This is a genomic window from Candidatus Sulfurimonas marisnigri (assembly GCF_015265475.1).
Classification (GTDB): domain Bacteria; phylum Campylobacterota; class Campylobacteria; order Campylobacterales; family Sulfurimonadaceae; genus Sulfurimonas; species Sulfurimonas marisnigri.
Window position 1 is genome coordinate 309,272 of record NZ_CP054493.1, and the last position, 15,363, is coordinate 324,634.

Genomic DNA, 15,363 nt, shown 5'->3' on the forward strand with positions numbered 1-15,363 from the left:
ATCGGCTTATTTAATATACAGTGGCTTCGAGATTTTGAGTTTAAGTTAGATATTGTAGATATTTTCTATTTGAGAAATATTATTTATACTAGTTTTAGTTAAATCTACCCCTTTTAAAGTGTACTCAACCTCGCTGTCTTTAATGATTTCATCAAGAAGTGGCAGTAGCTCAGCTATATCCTCTTCTTTTGTACTCATAACTACAAAATCGTCACCAAAGATTCTGAATACATCTGAGTGTAAAAAATGTCTATCTAAGCAGTTAGCAAAGTCACGTAATAGTATATCTCCATCTTTCCAGCTATATTTTTTGTTGTACTGAGAAAAATTTTCTAGATTAAATATGTATAGGTGTTTGAACTCTTTATTAATCTTATTTTTCATCAATGAGATATCTAAATAATTTTGATTATATACATCGCTAAGGGTATCTTTGTAAAAATATGAAAATCTCTCCTTCTCCAATTTAGTTTTAGGGAGTTGATTTATATTTGCATCAATATTTATGTCCTTGAGTGCTATTAGCGCGCTCTCAACTACTTCTGGATGAAATTGCTTACAGCTTAATTGCGTTAGCTCTATTAAGGCTTCAGTAACACTTTTTCTTGCTTTATATATTCTGTTGGTTGTCATGGCATCAAAAGCATCTGCTACTATCATTATTCTAGAGAGTGCTGGTATTGCATTTTTTGATAATCCGTGTGGATAACCGTGTCCATCATATCTTTCGTGATGAGATTTAACAATGTCTGCAAGATATGTAAACATTGGTATATGGCTAAGAAGCTTATAGCTTACTTCTACATGCTCTTGAATAAGTTTGTACTCTATACCGTTTAACTGCTTAGGGTTTAAAAGTACAGAGTCTGGAGTTGCAACCTTGCCAATATCATGCAGTATCCCTGCTTGATATATTTTTGTACAATCAGCATCATCATATCCCATTTGTTTAGCTATTTTCTGACAATACTCAGCAACTCTTTTACTATGTCCAGCAGTGTAAGTGTCTCTCTCTTCTATCATCTCTACCATTGATAAAAGTGTTTTTTCATAGTTGTGGTGTTGAAATTTAATAGTAGCATTAAGCTCTGATGTTTTTTGCTCTACCATCTCTTTTAGGTGCTCTTTATATATCTCGTTCTCTTTAAATTTTTTAAGTTTATAAACTATTTTATAAAGTTCTTGATTTAACTGTTCCAAGTCAAAAGGTTTAAGAATATACCCATCTACACCCATTTTGAATGCACTATGTAAATATTTGGATTCACTGTGAGCAGTTGTAATTAAAACAGACTGATTTTCATCCATATCTTTTATCTTCTTTATCATCTCTATACCATTCATTTTTGGCATTGATAAATCAGTAATTATTATGTCAAACTTCCCTTTTTCGTAAGAGTTTAAGCCATCGACTCCATCATTAGCAACTACAATGGTATGGAAAAACTTTTTAAGATACCGCATCATTGTTGTTTGAATTTCAATATCATCTTCAACATAAAGAGCTGAAAAGTTTTCACTCAACTCTTTAAGCTTTTTCAGGCTTCTCACTTTAGCTTTCCTACAGTCTCCATAATCATTATTATATCTTCAAATGAAATTGGTTTTTTAATAGCTATATTACTTAGTTGATCCTGTTCGTCTTCTACCTCTCTTGAAGCGGTTATAAATATAGTGAAAATATCTGGATTAATTTCCTTTATTTTTCTAATCATAGTAATTCCATCCATCTTTGGCATTACGACATCTGTTATAACTATATCAATGTCTTTAGATTCTTTAAATGTATTAAGCCCATCTTCACCATCACAGCAGATAGTTACATTGTCAAAAAACTTACGAAGAAAAATGCCAGTACCATTTCTAACCATCTCCTCATCATCAACAAATAGCACTTTTAAATCTTTTACATGCTCTCTTAACTCTTTAATATCCTTCATGACTTCCCACCTTCATTTTTGTAATATGGCAGTTTTATAAGAAAACATGCACCAATAACTGCCCCTTGGACATAATGTTTGTTGTAAACTTGAAAAACACCACCTAAGTGTTTTTCAATGATAGTTTTACTCATATACAGACCCAGCCCTGTCCCTACATTTTGATTTTTAGTACTAAAGTAAGGATTAAATATTTTGTTTATTATATCTTCTTTTATTCCACCTGCGTTGTCACAAATCGTTATCTCTACACCATCACTTATCTCGTTTATTGATATAACTATTTTTTTGTTTTTTACATCGCTTTCAATGAGTGCTTCTTTAGCGTTATTAAGTATATTTATCAGAACCTGCATTAACTCTCTGGAGTGAGTTATAATCTCTTTGCCATTATTAAATTCTTGTATAACTTCAATATTGTTATTTAGTATAGATTTTCCAATCACACTAAATGCGTCTTTGAAAATATCTTCAGGTAAAATATTTTCCAGTGTTTTCCCAGGTCTAAAAAAGTCTCTAAAATCATCAATGGTCTTTGAGAGTTCTTGAGTTTGGTTTATTATCTCTTTTGAACCCACTTTAAGGCTGACTTCATCAAGCATGTTTAGTTCTATATCTGCTAAAATGTTATTTGCACCCATCGCGATTACACTTATTGGCTGTCTCCACTGATGAGCTATCATGCTTATCATCTCACCCATTGCAGCGTGACGAGACTGGGCAATCATAATCTCTTCTTGGTTTTTCAGCTCTTGTTTTAAATGTATTTTTTCTGTTATCTCAAGCTTAAAGGCTATATATCCGTTTACTTCATTCTCTTCGTTGAAGGATGGGAGTATAGTTGTGTCTTCCCAAAAAATAGAACCATCTTTGGAAATGTTTTTAAACTCACCCGTCCATACTTTCCCACTGCTGATATGATCCCATATCTTTTTATACTCTTCATCACTGATATAGCCGGACTTGAATATTCTTGGATTTTTGCCTATGAGTTCCTCTCTCGAGTAACCGCTGACTGCAGAGGTATTTGGATTTACATACTCAATAGTCCCATCTTTATTTGTCATCATTATTGAAACAGGACTTCTATTAAGTACAGATTTTAGTTTAGATATTTCATATTGTGTTTTGTACTCTTTAGTAACATCTATAGCGTTTCCAACAATGCCAGTGGTTTTGCCTTCGCTATTGCGAAGGATAGTTCTTATTGTAAGAAAGTACGCTTTTGTACCATCTGGACGAGTTGCCCATTCATAGTTGGAGTGTGCTTTATTTTCAGACATCACAAGTCTGTCTTTTTCTCTAAAAAAGTCAGCGTTCTTTTTATCGAAGAGTTCGTAATCGCTCTTACCTAAAACTTCTTTATGCGATTTACTAACAAAATTTTCAAAGGCAGTGTTGCACTCTATATACCTAAAGTTTTCGTCTTTTACGAATATGATATTATCAGCAGAGTTGATTATGTCATTAAGGAGAGTTTTTATTCTAGTTATTTCTTGCTCTTTTGTTTTACTCTGCGTTATATCTGTATGATAACCAAGCATACGAAATGGTTTCCCATCTTTATCAAACTGAGCTTTTCCCCGTCCTAATATCCACACCCATGAGCCATTTTTGTGTTTCATTCGAAAAGTGTGTTCAAAAACAGTTGTTTTATGGCTTAGATAAGAGTCAACTTTATATAGAATTTGTTCGATGTCTTCAGTATGGATGTTGTCTTTCCAAGTTGAAAACTCATTAGAAAGTTCATCATCTTTATATCCAAGCATCTCTTTCCATCTAGGAGATAGATATAATTCATTTGTGGTTAAGTCCCAGTCCCATAAACCGTCACTACTCCCTTCCAATGCTAACTCTAATCTTTCTTTATATTGACGGTTACTAGTCTCAAGTATTTCTCTCTCCATCTCAACAGCGATTCGTCCTGAGAAAACTTCAAACAGTGTTTTAATAGAATCTTCATTCTCTATCTTTCTCTCTGATAGAGCTACTATTATCCCCATTACATTACCTTGAGAGTCGTGCAATGGAGTACCGATATAAGCTTCAATATTCATATCTATTAGAAGTTGGTCTTTAGGGTAAAGTTTGGTTATATCTTGTGTAAAACAGCAAACAGAGTTTTCGCTGACATCTGCACATGGAGTATTTTTTAATTCATAGGAAAAATTATCGACAATTTTGCCTTTTGCGGTAAGGGCAATCGTTGTGGAGTTGTTTTTTTTACTATCAAGGCGAGCAATGAAAACATAATCAACATCCATAGAAGAAGCCATACTAAGAACAATTCTCTCAAAAAACTGTTGGCCAGATGAGTTCTTTAGAGCTTCGATAATATTTTTAAGTTCTAATCCAATCGTATCAACCATAGTTCCCTCCCCTTTATTTATTGCTGTACGGCAGTTTAATAATAAAACATGCCCCGATGATATGACCTTTAATGTCACTTTTATTGTGAGCCTCTATTGTTCCACCTAGATGCTTTTCAATGATAGTTTTACTCATATACAGACCCAACCCTGTTCCAACATTTTTTTCTTTTGTGCTAAAGTAAGGATCAAATATTTTTTTTATTATATCACCTTTTATCCCTCCAGCGTTGTCACAGATTTTTATATAGACACTATCTTTTTTATCATATATAAATATAAATATTTTCTTCTCTTTAACATCGCTTGTAACTAGTGCTTCTTTAGCGTTATTTAGTATATTTATAAGAACCTGCATTAATTCCCTAGAGTGAATATTTATTTTAGTTGCATTGTGAACCTCTGATATAACTTCAATATTACTATTTTCTAATGATTTTCCAATTACACCGAATGCATCTTTAAAAATATCTTCTGCTAAGATATTTTCTAGTGTTTTTCCAGGTCTAAAGAAGTCTCTGAAATCATCAATGGTTTGTGATAGTTCTTTAGTTTGTTTTACTATCCCTTTTGCACCAATTGCAAGATTGTCTACATCAAGCAAATCTAGTTCTATATCAGCTAAAATATTGTTTGCTCCCATAGCAATCACACTTATAGGCTGTCTCCATTGATGTGCTATCATGCTTATCATCTCTCCCATTGCAGCGTGTCTGGATTGGGCAATCATAATTTCTTCTTGATTTTTTAGAGTCTCTTGCATATACTTTTTCTCTGTTGTCTCAAGTTTAATAGCAATGAATCCGTCTACTAGGTCAGCTTCACTGAAAGATGGCATTATTGTTGAATTGTCCCAAAATATAGAGCCATCTTTAGCAATGTTTTTAAAATCTCCAGACCATATTTTACCATTGTTAATCTGATTCCACATATCTGCATACTCTTCATCACTTGTGTAGCCTGACTTAAATATTCTTAGGTTTTTCCCTATGAGTTCACTTATGGAGTAGCCAGTAATTTTACAATAGTTTGGATTGACATATTGAATATTACCTTCTTTATCTGTCAGAATTATAGAGATAGGACTTTTTTCAATTGTTGATTTTAGTTTATATATCTCACGTTGTGTTTCATGCTCTTTTGTAACGTCAACAGAGTTGCCAACAAGACCTACTGACTCACCTTTTTCATTGTGAAGTATAGTTTTTACTGCAAGCAAGTAAACTTTTCTACCATCTGGATATGTCACCCACTCATGATTGTATTGAGTTTTATTTGAAGCTATCATTTTTTTATCTTTAGCTCTAAAAAAGTCAGCCACCTCTTTGTCAAACAGTTCATAATCACTTTTACCTAAAAGCTCTTCCCTTGTTTTTCCCACAAATCTTTCAAATGCATTGTTGCACTCTATGTACTTAAAGTTTTCGTCCTTGACGAAGATTAAATTATCACTAGAATTTATAATATTCGAGAGAAGGTTTTTTGCCTTTTGGAGTTCTCTTTGTTTTGTTTTAGTTTCTGTTATATCAGTATGAAAGCCAACCATACGAACAGCTTTTCCATTTTCATCAAAAATAGTTTTACCACGGTTAAGAATATATACCCAATGTCCATCTTTGTGTTTTAGTCTATGTATGTTGTTGTAGGGAACGCCTTCTTTGGCATGACTCGCTTCAACATCTTTAAAAACCTGTTTTATATCATCAGGGTGGACTTTCTCTTCCCAAGAAGAGAACTCATTTATGAGTTCATCATCTTTATATCCAATTATCTCTTTCCATCTAGGTGAAAAATAAATTTTATTATCTTTTATATTCCAGTCCCATAGACCATCATTTGTCCCCATTATGCCAAATTCATACTGTTCACGTTTGGACTCTAATTTAAAAATCATTTTTTTAATAAACCATACAACATAAATAAAGATGAAAAGTGCAATAAAGCCAAGTAAAATGGTGCTGTTTCTTAATATTAATATCTCTTCATATGCTTCTTTGGTGTCTACTTTAAATACCATCCCTATTCTAAGTTCAGGAATATACCCCCATGATGCTATAACCTCATGATGATTGTAGTCATTATATACTCCACTGCCACTGCGTGAATTTACAGCTTCTTGTATAGGAAATCCATCATCTGAACCTATTTTTACGTAGCGTTTAAATTGGGCTGAGGAATCATTTCTGAGAGGATTTAAAAAAAGTGCTCTATCTGCAACTTTTGATGCAATGATAATCTCACCTGTTTCACCTAAGCCGTCATAGTCTCCCAGAATCGAGTATAGTTCATCAAGGTGCATCTCAAAACCAAGAACCCCGACTATCTTAGAACCACTAAAAACAGGAGAGACTATAAATACTGAAGGCTTTTTGGAAGTATTATGATAACTAAAATCTGAAATATAACTTTTTCCTTCTTTTAAAGCTTTATGAAAACTTTTTGCAAGTTCACTGTCTATGAAAGATTCATCATTTAAGTTTGTGAGAAAGTCAATATTTGGTATAACACTCTCTATAATATCCCCTGACAATGAAATAAGAAACGTATTAGCAAGGCTGTGCACTTTAACTTGATGGGCTAGAAAATTTTGAAGTAATTTTTTGTTTTCTAAATTTTTAGAAAAATTATTTGGGTCTGTTAGTCTAAAGCTTAGGAGAGGATCAATGGAATCAACCTCTACACTTTTTTTAAGATTTTGAGAGTATCTATTTATAACTTTGGTTCTATATTTAATAGATGCTGTTAAATTGTTTACAGCATCTTGTGTAATATCCTTTACAGAAGAGGTGTAATTTACGTAAGTCATAACAACAAATGGAAATAAACCTGCAACTAAAAGTAAAGTGGTTAATTTAGTAGTCACTCTCATTTATTGAACCTTATATAATTTTTTTTACATACTATCATATAATTTATAATTATAAATTTAATGTATATTATTTTAGATAATATCAACTTCTTTGGCAAAGTTCATAGTGACGCAGTGAAGTGAACCGTGTTGTTTTATTAGGGCCATACAATTAATGGCAACTATCTCTTTGTCAGTGAAAGTTTTTCTAAAAATATCTAGTGCCTCTTCATCTTGTGTGACTCCGTAAGTTGGGACTAAAACTGCACCATTAACAAATAAGAAGTTGGCATAAGTCGCAGGTAATCTTTCATCTTCAAAGTGGATAGCGTCTGTCATTGGGAGTTCGATAAGCTGCAAACCATAAACTTTTGAAAACTCTAAAAGCTCTTTTTGCATAAGCTTTAACTCTTTGAAGTGTTCATCACTCTCATTCTTGCATGTAACATACATTATTGTTTTTTCATCTATAAATCTTGCCAAAGTGTCTACATGTGAATCTGTGTCGTCACCTGCTAGATAGCCGTGATTTAGATATAAAATCTTATTCATCCCAAACTCATATTGCAGTATTTGAGTGATTTGTGAAGGGCTTAAAGAGGAATTTCTGTTTTTATTTAGCATACACTCTGATGTTGTAAGTATAGTGTCTATACCGTTGCTCTCAACTGCTCCACCCTCTAAATCCAACTCTACATGTAGAAGTTCTTTGTTATAGTTTTTTTGAAGTGCCTGACTCATAGCGTTGTCTTTTGAAGCGTCAAATTTACCGCCCCAGCCAGTAAAATTAAAATCCAATAGTTTTACATGTGAACTATCTTCTATGCAAAGAGCAGAGGAGTCTCTAGCCCAAGTGTCATTAGTCTCGTACTCGACAAAGTAAAGGTTTACATTATGCTCAAATCTGCTCTTCACATCTTCTATATCTGAACAGACAACAAGGCATTTCTGGTATTTAATTATTTCATTAATAATATTAGTAAATGTTGTTTCTGCTTCATCCAAGTACTCTACCCAGTCTGTTTTAGCATGTGGAAATATAATTTGCGTAAAACTTTGTTCTTCAAACTCTGCAATCAATCTTTTCACTCTATTCTCCTTTTTTACTAACAAGTCCGAAAAAATTCCCCTCACTGAAGCTACGCCTAGTGGCGAGAGTATTTCTTTGGTATAATTCCCCTATGGCTTATATAACTTTAAATAAAAACAACTTTTTTAATAATCTCGATATTATCGCAGAACATACCAAAAGCGTAGATAAAATAGCATTAGTTTTAAAAGATAACGGGTACGGGCACGGACTTTTAGAAATGTCGGCCTTGGCAAAAGAGTATGGAGTTAAAAAAGCAGTTGTCCGTACATGTAAAGAGGCAAAATTTATAGAAGAGTTTTTTGAGTATATTCTGGTATTGGGCGAAATTCCTAAAAACAAAAGTGATAAAATAAGATACACAATAAATGATTTAAAAAGCATCTCAAAATTTCCTTCTGGCACAAAAGTAGAGCTAAAAGTAGATACTGGAATGCACCGTAACGGCATTGATGTAAGTGAGCTTCAAGAAGCCTTTGTGAAAATAAAAGAAGCAGGACTGGTTTTCGAAGCCGTATTTACTCACCATAGAAGTGCAGATGAACTTACAAGTGAGTGGTTTTGGCAAAATGACAACTTTAAAAGTGTAAAAAAGAATTCAAAAGAGTTGGCTAAAGAATTTGGATTTTCTAATCTTAGGTTTCACTCATCAAATTCAGCTTCGTTATTTCGACATGTAGAGTTTGACGAAGATATGGCAAGAGTTGGAATTGCCGCTTATGGCTGTATGAAACTTCCAAAATCTCTACATGTAGAAAATTTAAAACCTGTTTTATCACTCTATGCAAATAAAGTATCATCAAGAGAGTTGAGAAAAGGGCAAAGGGTTGGTTATGGTGGTGACTACGAAGCTAATGATAGCTGCAAAGTCAGTAATTATGATTTTGGTTATGGTGACGGCTTTTTTAGAAGTTGCGCAAACGGATATAAAACACCAGATAATGAAGAACTAGTCGGCAGAATTTCCATGGATAACAGTTCGTTTTTAAGCGATAAAGATGAGCTCTTAATATTTGACGATGCTGCACAAGTAGCTCCTTATGCCGGCACTATAAGTTATGAAGTTTTAACATCTTTAAAGTCTGATATTTTTAGAAAAATTGTTTAGAATCTCAAGAGTTTATTTTTATAATAGCGTTAGAACAAATAACACCGTCAACTCCTAAAATAGCGAGTTCTTCAATCTCACTTTCTTCTTCTATATAGACTAAAATCTTTGCATCAAAGAGATAGTTTTCTGCCAGATTTTGGGCAGTTTTTGCCAACTCTTTGGGAACTATAATAAATGCGACCCCTAAGGCAGAAGCGTATACTATTTGGGTGATATTAATAACTTCCACAGCGAGAGAAATTGAGTTTTGAATGGTGTGTTTTATGATGTCCAGATTATCTTCACTGAACTCAACATATAGAGTTGAAGATGGTGGAGTATTCTTTATGGCATCTATATTTGGAATATGATAAAAGTTTTCACTAGTTATAAATCTATGTCCGAAAAAAAGCATTATGCTTTCTCCAAACACTCAGTTGAGCAGTAGTATTTGTTGTTGCTTAGAAGTGTGTCGTCTAATGCACAATAGATCCCACATGTAGAACACTCAACCATATCACTGCTTTGAACTTCATCTTTAACTTTATTTTTTTTACTGTTTTTATTTGATTGCGTAACTGCAGGTTTTTTCTTGATGAAAAAAAAGTATACTACTGCGATAACCCCAACAAGTAAAAGAACTTTTAGTATCATTAATCTTCTCCAATAAGTAAGTAGTGTCTATTCTTGGTCTTTATTATTTTATGCTTTAAATCATTTCCTACTTCATCATAAACTTTTTCACCTTTATAAAAAAGAAGTTTTGAGTTTTCATCACGAAAGTTTTCACTTAGTTTTAAAAGCATATTTGTGTCTGTAACAGCTCTAGAAGTTACAAGTTCGAAAATCTCACTCTCCATGTCTTCAACCCGTTTTTTTACAACTCTAACATTATCCAGTCCTAAATCTGCCTTTATAAACTGCAAAAAACTAGCACGTTTTGCGAGTGGTTCAACTAAAGTAACTTGTGTGTCAGGAAGACCAAAGGCTAAAATCATACCAGGAAAACCAGCCCCGGTGCCTATATCTAAAAGATTTTTAGTTTTTGGTAAAAAACTTATTGGGAAAACGGCATCATATATAAACTCATCTATTGTTTTTTCATCTTTTGCACCAGTTAGATTATGGATTTTATTCCATTTGAAAAGCTGCTCTTTAAATTTTTGTATGTTGTAGAAAAAGTTGTCCGGCAAGTTGATATTATCATCTTGAAGTGCTGATTTTAAATCCAATAGTATCCTTTAGAGTAGATGACCCATGTCATCTTTTTTAACATTTAAATAATCTTTATTATGTATGTTTGATTGCATAATAATAGGAATACGCTCAACAATTTCTATATCGCTTATGGAGTTTACTTTGTCAGGGTTGTTTGTAAGCAGTTTAATCTTATGAATGTTGAAGTGATGGAGTATATATGTTACCATCTCATATGTTCTCTCATCAGCCCCAAAACCAAGCTGGTGATTAGCCTCTATGGTGTTTAAACCTTTATCTTGCAAAGCATAAGCGTTTATCTTATTTAAAAGACCAATATTCCTACCCTCTTGCCTAAGATAAATAACAATTCCATTAGTTTCTTCAGCAAGTTTTAGAGCATACTCTAGTTGATCTCTGCAATCACACTTAAGACTCCCAATGGCATCTCCAGTTAAACACTCTGAGTGAACTCTTACTATTGGAATTTCATCAAGAGCGTCTTTATAAATTACAAGATGTTCTTTGTTGCCCTCTTTAAAGGCTTTAACTTTGAAGTCTCCAAATCTAGATGGTAAGTTTGCTACTTCAGAAATATCTATATTCAATTAATGTACCCTACTTTTAACTTTAAAACGATAAAATAAATTTTTAAAAATTATAGCAAAAAAAACTTTTAAGGACTTAATTATGTTTCAAAGATTTCGTAGAACTCGTCTTAATGGACATCTTCGCTCACTAGTTCGTGAGACAAATGTAAATATAACTGATTTTATCTATCCACTATTTGTTCGTTCAGGTGAAGGGATTAAAACAGAAGTGGCTTCTATGCCTGGTGTTTTTCAGATGAGTTTAGATGAAATTTTAAAAGAGTGCGAAGAGTTGAAAAAGATTGGACTTTACTCTATTATTCTTTTTGGAATTCCTGATGTAAAAGATTCTATTGGTTCAGATTCTCTTTGTGAACACGGAATTATTGCTACTGCAATAAGAGCTATTAAAGAGACTCATCCAGAGATGTTCGTAGTAACTGATTTGTGCTTTTGTGAATATACAGACCATGGACACTGTGGGATAATTGACGAAAAAAATGAAACTGTAAATAATGATGCAACACTTGAAATATCAGGACAGCAGGCTGTCATTCACGCAAAGGCTGGAGCAGACATGATCGCGCCGTCTGGAATGATGGATGGAATAATTGAGACTCTAAGAGAAGCTCTTGATGGTGCAGGATTTGAGAATTTACCAATCATGAGCTACTCGACTAAATTTGCATCGGGATACTATGGACCGTTTAGAGATGTAGCAGAATCAACACCAAGTTTTGGTGACCGTGCTTCGTATCAAATGGATCCAGCAAACAGAAGAGAAGCGATTGCTGAGAGTATTGAAGATGAAGCACAAGGTGCAGACATACTGATGGTAAAACCTGCTCTTGCATATTTAGACATAGTACGTGAAATAAAAGATAGTACATCTTTGCCAATGGCTGTTTATAATGTGAGCGGTGAATATGCTATGTTAAAACTTGCAGGTAAACACAATTTAATTGATTACAATAGAGTTGTAATGGAGACTATGGTCAGTTTTAAGCGTGCTGGGGCAGATATCATTATCTCTTATCATGCAAAAGAAGTTGCAAAGATGTTGCTTAATAAGTAGTTTTAAAGATAACTACCTATAGAATGGCAACATAAATATAGTTATATAATAAAAATTTGGGGAAAATATTGAGACATTTTTTGACACTAAAAGACTTTACGAAAGAAGAGATTTTAGAAATTATTGATATCGGACTTGAAATTAAAAAAAATTTGAAGTTAAAAATTTACAAAAAAGAACTGGAAAACCAGACTTTGGGTATGATTTTTGAAAAAAGTTCAACAAGAACAAGAGTTAGTTTTGAAACAGGAATGTTTCAACTAGGCGGACATGCTCTGTTTTTGTCTAATCGTGATATTCATCTAGGTCGTGGTGAGCCAATAAAAGATACTGCAAGAGTAATTTCAAGTATGTGTGATATGGTAATGATTAGAACCTTTGAACACTCAATGATAGAAGAGTTCTCACGTTACTCAAAAGTACCAGTTATTAATGGACTTACAGACTCCTATCACCCTGTCCAACTTTTAGCAGATTATATGACCTTAGTTGAATATAGTGCAGAAAAAAATATAGTTGCTGCTTATGTCGGTGATGGAAATAATATGACACACTCTTGGATGATGCTTTGTGCAAAACTAGGGTTTGAACTTAGAATCGCTACTCCAAAAGGGTATGAAGTTGATAGTGATATTTTAACTCAAGCTCTTGAACTTGCTAAAGAGAGTGGAGCAATTATTACTACAACTAATGATCCTCAAGTTGCTGTAAAAGGTGCAACTGTTGTAACAACTGATACTTGGACCTCAATGGGGCAGGAAGAAGAAAAAGAAGAACGTATAAAAGTATTCAGTGGTTTTATGGTTGATGAAGAGATGATGAGTTTGGCACAAAGTGGTGCTAAGTTTTTACACTGTCTTCCTGCTTATAGAGGTCTTGAAGTGAGTGAAGAAGTTTTTGATAAACACTCTGAGATAGTTTTTAATGAGGCTGAAAATAGGCTCCATGCTCAAAAGGGCTTGATGGTTTGGTTAAATAAACAAAAAGGTTAGAAGAATGAGAATATTATTAGTGATTATAACTTTTATTGTGTCGTTAGGTGCTGCAACGGTAGTAAAAGTTGATGAAAAATTTCAAACATCTGATAAATGTCAGGCGTGTCATATGCCTATAGTACAAGAGTGGGAAAAATCTCAACACGCTAAAAGTCATTATAAAAATGACGAATACTTTAGAGCGTCTATTGATTACATAAGTAAAAAAACAAGAAAAAGTCTAAATAGCGTAAAGATTGAGTGTGCAACTTGTCATAATCCAAGAATTTCTGTTACTGGTACTAGTGAAAGTTATGAAATAATAGCGGCTATGAATTTAGACAAAGATTCTGCCGTAAACAAAGCTGTAAATTCGGACTCTATCAATGAGGGAATAAACTGTGCTGTTTGTCACAATATAGATAAAATACATACAAATAAGGATGAGTCAGCAAGAGGTATGAACCGCGTAAAATGGATGAAATCAGGAATAATGGCAGGACCGTACAAAGATGCTAATTCACCTTATCACAAAACACAATATCGTGATTTTATGGATACAAATTCAGATAAACTCTGTTTTGTATGCCATGCGAATGATAAGTCTGTTAAAGGTCTAGTTTTCACAGATATGCTTTCAGAATATAAAAAAGGTAAAAAATCTTGTGTCGATTGTCACATGGGACCTAGAAAAACAGGTGCTGCTTCAACGCTTCCTATAGATAATGGAAAACCAAAAAAGAGAGAAGTAAGAAAACATGGTTTTGAAGGTGCACATGTATTTAGTATGTGGAAAGATGCATTAGATATAAAATTAACTCAGAAAAAAGATAATATAATAATTGTTATATCAAATCCACAGCCTCATAATATTCCAAGTGGTTTTGGTGCAAGAGAATTAATAGTAGATGTGACATATAAAAATGGTGTAAAAGAGATTAAAAATAAAAGAATCTCTTTGACTACACATTATACAAGAAGGGGCGGTAGGCCAACAATTCCTCATGCGGCTGAAAAAGCTTCAGAAGATATGAGTATTCCGGCTAATGGAGAAAAGGTTTTTAAAGTTCCTAATGTTAAAGGTGCTAAAAGTATTAAGGTTGAGCTATATTATAGATTGGTTAATGATGAGGTTCGTTCTATCTTAAAGCTTAAAGATAAGATTTGGGCTAAAGAGAGCTTAGTAGCCGCAAAAAAGATAAGGCTAAAATAGGTAAGATACTTTTTAGTATCTTACCCCTGTAACAGATCTGATTTTCTCAATTGTAGGCATTGCAATTTCTTTTGCTTTATTTGCCCCTAAATTTAAAATTTCTCTAACTTCATCTTGATTGTTTTGGAAATATTCACGTTTATTTCTAAACTCTCTAAAGTACTCCCACATAACTTCTCCAAGATAAATTTTAAAATGGCCGTGACCCTCTCCACCACTTTTGTACCTCTCTTGAAGCGCCAAGAGATTGTCACCCTCTAAAAATAGTTTTGCCATGTTGTAAACGTTGCAGTTTGCATACTCTTTTGGCTCTTCCATTGCTACATTTTCAGTAACAATTTTTTTGATGGTTTTCATCTGTTTCTTCTCTTCGCCAAATATATTTACAACATTTCCATAACTCTTAGACATCTTTAGGCCATCTATTCCTGGAACAGTTTGAACATCTTCTTGAACACGAAATTCTGGCATAACTAAAATATCACCATATTGGTTGTTAAATTTAGTTGCTATGTCTCTTGCTATCTCTACATGTTGAATTTGATCTTTCCCCACTGGAACAACTTCTGAGCCATATAGTAAAATATCTGCTGCCATTAAAACAGGGTAAGAAAAAAGTGAATGGTTTGCAGCAATACCTTTAGCTGTTTTATCCTTGTAACTGTGAGCTCGTTCTAGTAATCCCATAGGAGTAAATGAAGATAAAACCCAATATAGCTCAAGCACATCTTTAACATCTGACTGAACCCAAAAAACAGATTTATTTGGATCAATACCTAGTGCTAAAAAGTCTGTCGCACACTGCATTGTTAATTTCGATAAATCTTTACCACCACTAGTCATTGCATGATAGTTAGCAATAAATGCAAAAGTTTGACTTGTTTTCTGAGCTTCTACCATCTGTTTAATAGAACCAAAATAGTTCCCTATGTGTAAGTCACCAGATGGCTGAATACCTGTTAAAACTCTCATATGTA

The 15,363-nt window shown here is 33.4% G+C and carries 14 protein-coding genes; 4 read left to right on the forward strand and 10 right to left on the reverse strand.

All coding sequences use genetic code 11. From position 1 onward, the window contains the following. Window positions 1-45: 45 nt before the first annotated feature. From HUE87_RS01650 to HUE87_RS01670, 5 genes are all read right to left on the reverse strand, one after another. A complete protein-coding gene (locus tag HUE87_RS01650) occupies window positions 46-1,551 on the reverse strand; it encodes an HD domain-containing phosphohydrolase (protein WP_194367018.1) in 1,506 nt (501 codons plus the stop codon). Next, window positions 1,548-1,940, reverse strand: coding sequence for a response regulator transcription factor (locus tag HUE87_RS01655; RefSeq protein WP_194367019.1), 393 nt, complete (start codon window positions 1,938-1,940; stop codon window positions 1,548-1,550). The genes HUE87_RS01650 and HUE87_RS01655 overlap by 4 nt, the downstream gene beginning before the upstream one ends. Next, window positions 1,937-4,309: a PAS domain S-box protein gene (locus HUE87_RS01660; RefSeq protein ID WP_194367020.1), complete on the reverse strand. Its 2,373-nt coding sequence runs from the start codon at window positions 4,307-4,309 to the stop codon at window positions 1,937-1,939. The genes HUE87_RS01655 and HUE87_RS01660 overlap by 4 nt, the downstream gene beginning before the upstream one ends. A 13-nt stretch (window positions 4,310-4,322) precedes the next feature. Further along, a complete protein-coding gene (locus tag HUE87_RS01665) occupies window positions 4,323-7,178 on the reverse strand; it encodes a PAS domain S-box protein (protein ID WP_194367021.1) in 2,856 nt (951 codons plus the stop codon). 72 nt (window positions 7,179-7,250) lie between these two features. Continuing rightward, window positions 7,251-8,246, reverse strand: coding sequence for an agmatine deiminase family protein (locus HUE87_RS01670; protein ID WP_194367022.1), 996 nt, complete (start codon window positions 8,244-8,246; stop codon window positions 7,251-7,253). Between the two features lie 92 nt (window positions 8,247-8,338). On the opposite strand from HUE87_RS01670, the gene HUE87_RS01675 reads away from it, so the two are divergent. Beyond that, window positions 8,339-9,355, forward strand: coding sequence for an alanine racemase (locus HUE87_RS01675; RefSeq protein WP_194367023.1), 1,017 nt, complete (start codon window positions 8,339-8,341; stop codon window positions 9,353-9,355). 4 nt (window positions 9,356-9,359) lie between these two features. On the opposite strand, the gene HUE87_RS01680 is transcribed toward HUE87_RS01675, so the two are convergent. Genes HUE87_RS01680 through ribA form a run of 4 tightly spaced genes read right to left on the reverse strand, consistent with a single transcriptional unit; the run spans window position 9,360 to window position 11,142 of the window. Then, window positions 9,360-9,752: a hypothetical protein gene (locus HUE87_RS01680; protein WP_194367024.1), complete on the reverse strand. Its 393-nt coding sequence runs from the start codon at window positions 9,750-9,752 to the stop codon at window positions 9,360-9,362. Continuing rightward, complete coding sequence (locus tag HUE87_RS01685; RefSeq protein WP_194367025.1) at window positions 9,752-9,991, reverse strand: PP0621 family protein; 240 nt, start codon at window positions 9,989-9,991, stop codon at window positions 9,752-9,754. Before HUE87_RS01685 ends, HUE87_RS01680 begins: the two co-directional genes overlap by 1 nt. Then, window positions 9,991-10,569, reverse strand: a complete 579-nt coding sequence (gene rsmG, locus HUE87_RS01690; protein ID WP_194367026.1) for a 16S rRNA (guanine(527)-N(7))-methyltransferase RsmG — start codon at window positions 10,567-10,569, stop codon at window positions 9,991-9,993. The genes HUE87_RS01685 and rsmG overlap by 1 nt, the downstream gene beginning before the upstream one ends. 9 nt (window positions 10,570-10,578) lie before the next feature. After that, complete coding sequence (gene ribA, locus HUE87_RS01695; RefSeq protein ID WP_194367027.1) at window positions 10,579-11,142, reverse strand: GTP cyclohydrolase II; 564 nt, start codon at window positions 11,140-11,142, stop codon at window positions 10,579-10,581. Window positions 11,143-11,224: 82 nt separating this feature from the next. Between ribA and hemB the strand changes: the two genes are divergently transcribed. From hemB to HUE87_RS01710, 3 genes are all read left to right on the forward strand, one after another. Continuing rightward, window positions 11,225-12,199 carry a porphobilinogen synthase gene (hemB, locus tag HUE87_RS01700; protein WP_194367028.1) on the forward strand — a complete coding sequence of 325 codons (975 nt, stop codon included), beginning with the start codon at window positions 11,225-11,227 and terminating at the stop codon, window positions 12,197-12,199. Window positions 12,200-12,267: 68 nt separating this feature from the next. Beyond that, window positions 12,268-13,191: an ornithine carbamoyltransferase gene (gene argF, locus HUE87_RS01705; RefSeq protein WP_194367029.1), complete on the forward strand. Its 924-nt coding sequence runs from the start codon at window positions 12,268-12,270 to the stop codon at window positions 13,189-13,191. Window positions 13,192-13,195: 4 nt separating this feature from the next. After that, complete coding sequence (locus HUE87_RS01710) at window positions 13,196-14,386, forward strand: multiheme c-type cytochrome (RefSeq protein ID WP_194367030.1); 1,191 nt, start codon at window positions 13,196-13,198, stop codon at window positions 14,384-14,386. A gap of 12 nt (window positions 14,387-14,398) precedes the next feature. On the opposite strand, the gene trpS is transcribed toward HUE87_RS01710, so the two are convergent. Further along, window positions 14,399-15,358, reverse strand: a complete 960-nt coding sequence (trpS, locus tag HUE87_RS01715) for a tryptophan--tRNA ligase (protein WP_194367031.1) — start codon at window positions 15,356-15,358, stop codon at window positions 14,399-14,401. Between the last annotated feature and the right edge of the window lie 5 nt (window positions 15,359-15,363).